The sequence below is a fragment of the Nocardia sp. NPDC051756 genome (assembly GCF_040681495.1).
Taxonomy (GTDB): domain Bacteria; phylum Actinomycetota; class Actinomycetes; order Mycobacteriales; family Mycobacteriaceae; genus Nocardia.
Genome location: NZ_JBFAYV010000029.1, coordinates 1 through 5,436, shown reverse-complemented (window position 1 = coordinate 5,436; position 5,436 = coordinate 1). Strand labels below are relative to the sequence as shown.

The 5,436-nt window shown below is 61.1% G+C and carries 5 protein-coding genes; 4 read left to right on the top strand and 1 reads right to left on the bottom strand.

Annotated features, from left to right (window positions below):
- Nucleotides 1-199 precede the first annotated feature (199 nt).
- Nucleotides 200-1,258: a hypothetical protein gene (locus tag AB0M22_RS45510; RefSeq protein WP_364740280.1), complete on the bottom strand. Its 1,059-nt coding sequence runs from the start codon at nt 1,256-1,258 to the stop codon at nt 200-202.
- A 729-nt stretch (nt 1,259-1,987) separates the two neighbouring features.
- On the opposite strand from AB0M22_RS45510, the gene AB0M22_RS45505 reads away from it, so the two are divergent.
- The 4 genes from AB0M22_RS45505 to AB0M22_RS45490 all read left to right on the top strand — a co-directional run bounded on the left by AB0M22_RS45505 (nt 1,988) and on the right by AB0M22_RS45490 (nt 4,846).
- On the top strand, nt 1,988-2,254 hold the full coding sequence (locus AB0M22_RS45505; RefSeq protein ID WP_364740277.1) for an MspA family porin: 267 nt from the start codon (nt 1,988-1,990) through the stop codon (nt 2,252-2,254).
- A 268-nt stretch (nt 2,255-2,522) separates the two neighbouring features.
- A complete protein-coding gene (locus tag AB0M22_RS45500) occupies nt 2,523-2,735 on the top strand; it encodes a hypothetical protein (RefSeq protein WP_364740275.1) in 213 nt (70 codons plus the stop codon).
- Between the two features lie 452 nt (nt 2,736-3,187).
- On the top strand, nt 3,188-4,327 hold the full coding sequence (locus AB0M22_RS45495) for an SHOCT domain-containing protein (RefSeq protein ID WP_364740272.1): 1,140 nt from the start codon (nt 3,188-3,190) through the stop codon (nt 4,325-4,327).
- A gap of 15 nt (nt 4,328-4,342) precedes the next feature.
- Nucleotides 4,343-4,846 (top strand): hypothetical protein, encoded by a 504-nt coding sequence (locus tag AB0M22_RS45490; protein ID WP_364740269.1) that lies wholly within the window; start codon nt 4,343-4,345, stop codon nt 4,844-4,846.
- Nucleotides 4,847-5,436: the final 590 nt, after the last annotated feature.

The window sequence follows — 5,436 nt, the reverse complement described above, 5'->3', positions numbered from 1 at the left end:
TCTCCGACAGCGGTCTGCTCGAGGCCATTACGCATCACATCCCTTCCTCACCAGGAGATTCCCAGTGTTGCGCTGACCTATTGAGACCAAGGGCAGATGCGGACGTTCTGCGGGGCAGTCGATCTCGCCGCGCAGAACGCCCGCACCGCGGCAGAAGCGGCCGTTCGTCGGGGCCATGCACAAACATCCTCGTCAGGTGCTAGCCCACGAAGCACTCCCCGATGCGATCCGCCAGCACCGGCACACAGTCGCTGAGCCGCCGAAAAATGTTGAAAGGGCGTTCCAGCCGCCGCAGCGATTGCCTGGCCCTGCTCATCAGATACTTTTCTCCGACGGCGTAGTCGCAATATGCCATTCCGCAGGTCAGGTAAAACATGTCATTTAGGTCGTTGCTGTTCCACCTGGTTTGCTTGTCTACCAGCTTGTCATGGAATATCTCTCTAAACAACCCGAGGCTCGGCATTTTGCTCACTTCGGTCTCCATGTGAGACAAAACCCAAGAACGCATCAGATCCGGAGACACATCGGCGGCCTGCGCGGCTGTCGCTATCTCCTTATGCGTGTCTGCGAAGAAGAAAGCGTATGTTTGCTTGCGAATCAACTCTCGCCCGCAATTATCCTGAGCTCCGAGCCAATCAGTGAACCTCTGATTGCGATCAACCCAGCCGGAATCTGCATTCTGACTTACCGATTCGGTGTCCAACAACGTGTCAAAAAGGGATGAGGTTGATATCAATGCGTCTAACTCAAAGCTAATTGCAGCCAAATCATTGGCAACGGGCTCACTCGGTTGCTGACGTCCCGCATGGGTGGCAAAAGGTTCAAGAGTTACGACTGGAGGAAAGACGGGCTGATCATGATTTCCGATCACACCCAGCATAGATGCGGTTAGTTCGTCCTGACGGACCGCCAGTGGATCTCGAAGTTGCCAACCAGCGCTGAGTCTCAGCATCTGCACTGCGAGCGCGTATCGCTCACCGCCGTTGCGCCACTGGCAAGTTTCGGACATATGACCTGAGGACAGGGGTAGAATCACTCGTTTTTTCTCAGTTTGCTCAATCAGCCATTCAGCGGCTCGCTGTTCCTTGGGGGCTATGCCACCGATGACCTGCTGAGCTTTATAGAGGGCACTCCATTGGTTTTGATCGAGATAGACCGACGGCCGATCCCCGCGCGGATTGACGTCGCCGCGAGTGGGCATCTCAGCGGCAATTTGATCGCCAGTGGTGGTCTCGATCGTCAGGGTGCGCTCTCGCACTCGGTATGTGGTTCTCGCGATTTGCGATGTCGGTTCGAACGGTGTGTCATCACTCAGAGGGAAAGCCACGGCTAGGTGACCAGGCCGAAGGATCTGACCAGTAGCGGTCTGTCGGTCAAGCACTATCTCATAGCCGTCTAGCTTTGCGATCAGCTGAGGTTCACCGGGCTCACCCATAGATTGCCATGCTGCCAGCCTGTATCTACAAACTCCAGTCGGTTCGTGGGCTAGCGCAGAGGTCGGTGCCGCGTGCAGCCGCGAGGAAAGTCGAGCCAGATTCCTGCCGAATGTCTGGCCGATATCGCCACGTACTCGCTCATCGGCATGATGGTGCGCTCCGGCTGAGCGAGGCTTGGCCGGTTCTCTCAGCGCGCTCCGCGGCAGATGCGGACGTTTGCGGGGCAAGGTTCGTGCCAAGAGAGGTCGTTTCCGGGCAGGTCCAGCCGACCTCCGGCCGACGGACGGTGCGACTCGCCGACCATGGGTGCGTTTGTTAAACCAACCGCCCCGCCAGAATATGTGAGCCTGGCAGACCCAGAGATGGCCCCATCCAGGGCCGTTGACGCTACGAATACAGATTTGGCGTGACTTTCGCAGTACCCATCAGCAGCTAATGCTTGGCGTGTTCGCTTCGCGTGCCCCTATATGTTTCTGCCAATTTCGGAGGGTTTGACCTACATGTTCATTTCCGGGAATGGCACACGCGCGCTCCTCAGGGCGGTGTGTCCGGTGTCGTTGGTGTTGCTGCTGGGTATTCCCGCCCCTGGTGCCGGTTTCGCGGAACCCAGTATCGACAAGGCCCAGACGATGCAATCCCCGGAGGGCTGGGAGATCTCGGTCGCCAAGACCGAGGAGACTCTGGACCCGGTACCGCCGTTGAATGCTGCGGCGTTCTCGCGTGAGGCGTTCTTGTCGGTCACCGCCAGTGCGACGATCGGCGGGCAAGGTACCCGCGACGACTCGGTCACCGTCTACGGCGAACCCCAGTCGTTCTGATCCCCATCACCGACCTCGCGCAGTGATCGGATCGTTGCAATCTGCTGCCATTGATGCAGGTAAAAGCACTGCGTCGGCGGCGTAGCATCCCGACAGTACTGATCTTGATGATGCTGTCGCGCGAACAGCTCTCCCGCATTCCCCAGTTCGACCACGGTTGCCAGAGCAGGCGAAGGGAACATGGGCAGTGACTACAGAAACATCCACCACGGCGGGCAACTCCGATGGGTCATCCACAGCAGATTCCGGTGAAGGTCCGATACGTCCGTTGGCCGCTCTGGTGATCGGGTTGGGATTGTTGATCGCGGCGTTCGCACTGTTGAATCGGATACCCGGATGGGCCGATCAGTACGGTGCGATCTGGGTGTATTTGGGCTATTTCGTGGTCATGTCGATCGCGGGCCGGCTGTTCTGGCAAGGCGCCGACGCACTGATCGCACGGATCCGTACCGGTGGGGCCGGGCCCGGATCAGGCCGGTGAGGACCTCCACCACAATGTCGTCAACGAGGCGGCGAGTAGCTGGGTACGTGATGGCGGCCGCGGTCCTCGCTGGTGGTGTCGCCGCATTGTGGGCCAGTCCTGTTGCGGCGCAGCCGATCTGCATTCCCTCCCCGATGGTGTCGTGCCCACCCCCGCCACCACCGCAACCCCAGCCCGGCGTGCCGAGCACCGCGCCGGTCCCGACACCGGTCATGCCCACGATTCCCGATCAGCCCGGAACCGGTGGCGGACCCAACGGCGGCGCTTTCATCCCGCCCGCACCCGGCCCCTACAACGGGACCCCCATCATCCCGGTCCCCGGTGCACCCGAACCCGTCCTGCCCGGCAATCGACCGCCCGCACTACCTGCTGCGCCAGCTCCGCTGGCCCCCGCACCGGCGCAGCCGGGACCGCAACCAGCCCCCGCACCTCCACCACCGGGTGCAGATATCGTGTCCCAGCTCGAACGTGCCGCGAAACTACACGAGCAAGGACTGCTGTCGGATCAAGAATTCACCGACCTCAAACAACGACTGCTCAACGGCACACTCACACCACCGCAACCACCAGCACCCGAACAACCCGCACCACCTGATCGAACGACCTCAGCCGATTCCAACCGAGGCGGTAGCGACAGACGCATTCCGGCGCTGCTCCTTGCCGGACTGACGGCATTTCAGGCGGCCGGTCTGCGACGGCCGGTCAGAAATGGCCCCGATACACCTCAAGGCCCCAGCGGAGATGGCGGAGGCGGCGGGACCACCTACAACCTCAACGACGGCACACCGGTCCAATTCGACTCCAACGGCAACTTCGTCACCCCGGACTGGGCCGACGGCGGCATGGACACCGCGACCAACGTCCACATGTTCCCTAGCCCCGTCACCACCACAAATGATCCACAACTCGGTGGCAAGGGCCTGCCACCCACCATCAACGGCGGCATCGACCTTCCCAGCAGCCCCAACGACCCCATGTATCTCTCCCGGACAGACGGCCCACCGGGAGACAACCATCAATGGTTCGTCGCCTACACCTTCATCGACCCCCGACTCAACGACCCCGCCGCGACGGAAAAACCCGGCTGGGTCCCCTACGCCCTCATCGTCCAGGACCAGAACGGCTACCACCAAGTCACCGACCCACCAGCGAAAGGCAGCGGCGCCGCAGCAGCGATGGCCGCCGGACTGGCAATGTGGGGCTTCCAACACGAACCTCCCGGAGCAGGAACAGCACAAGGCGGACGCGGAGGCGGAGGCGGAGGACGCGGGGGCAAGACCCCACCCAAACCGGGTACCGGACCGCCGGCCGCCAAGTCTCGCGCGGAGGCTGAAAAGTACCTCAATGAGGGCGCTGTACTGGAGAAGGACAAGGACTCGATCATCAGCCGCAAGGAAGGCGGAGCGGAAAAAGCCACCAGAGACTTCGAAGGGCTGACCAAGGGCCGCGAAGTAAGAGAACAACCGAACGGGTCAAAGGTAGCGCAACTCGAAGACGGCAGCTACATCACCCTCCGAGGCTCGTCGGACGGCCGAACGACGATCTCTCTTCAAGAAAAAGGCACCAAGCCAAGCAAGTTTCGCTACCAATAATTACCGGGAGAAAAAGTGCAGAACCTGGATCCTCAACAAACAGCGCGGCTACGGTCTACCCTTCTCTCCTCGGCTCAACAGTTCAATCCGGACTGGGCCAACAGTGACGGCCGGATTGTGGTGCCGGCTCCGGAGATCAATAACATCGAAGGAGATCCAGAGGCCGAGGCCATCCTCCACGCCTTCGCATCTGCTGGCTATCGGGAAATATATTGTATGACAACAGAAGAGATAGGACCTGACGACCCGAACCAAGCGGTCCTGGCCACTCTCGATGAGGTGGCCGACTGGCGGTGGAGCACGGCCCCTTTCGACGCGGTACTGGTATCAACGGACGTTCGCGCCGCAGTCTTGTTCTCGGTCGACGAGTTCCTTTTAGTGGCGGGTAACCCGACGTTTGTGGAGTCAGCCCTGAACAAACCCATCGCCGCAGCACTGGAAGAATTCACCGCCTATGCCGAAGAAATGGCGGAAGCTTCACGCCACCTTCCGAGAATAGCGCGCGCCTACAATCAATGAAACCACCGTCCGCGATATTTCCATCATATTCGATGCCCAACGCCGCATGGATGGGTCAGCCCGCGCACCGCGACACCAGCCCTCAAGGACCTATCCCCTGAGGGCTGGTGCGGTTACTCAGTTCGCCGTCAGCTCGGTCGGCTCCGTCCCCGTTGGTCCTTGCTCACTCAGCGCGATCGCGACGCGACTTGTTGTCTCCCTCCTGCTTGTCGTCGGCCCCCGAGTCCCTCGCGCCTTTGTTGGCTCCCGCTTGCTGGTCGTACTGCACGCCGTCCGACTCATCTGATACGCGCCCGGTCTTTTCCGGCCGAATGCCGATGAACGCACGGTAATCGGCAGATGCGGACGTTTCAGAGACGTTGGTGGCCGACCGTCCGAGGCCGGCCACTGTCCGCTCGGTTCGCGCGCCGGCGGAATTACGGGAGTTTGGCGATGGACACCCGCCTCCGATTCGAGCCGAGCGGCGAGTAGCGGGAGGGGTCGACTGCGTCTTCTGGCCAAGGCGCTCGTCGCATCGGGCTTCGATCTGGTGGCACAACAGCTTCGGTAAGGCTCAACCGCGAAACGGCCTTCCGCCGATGCCTGCACGG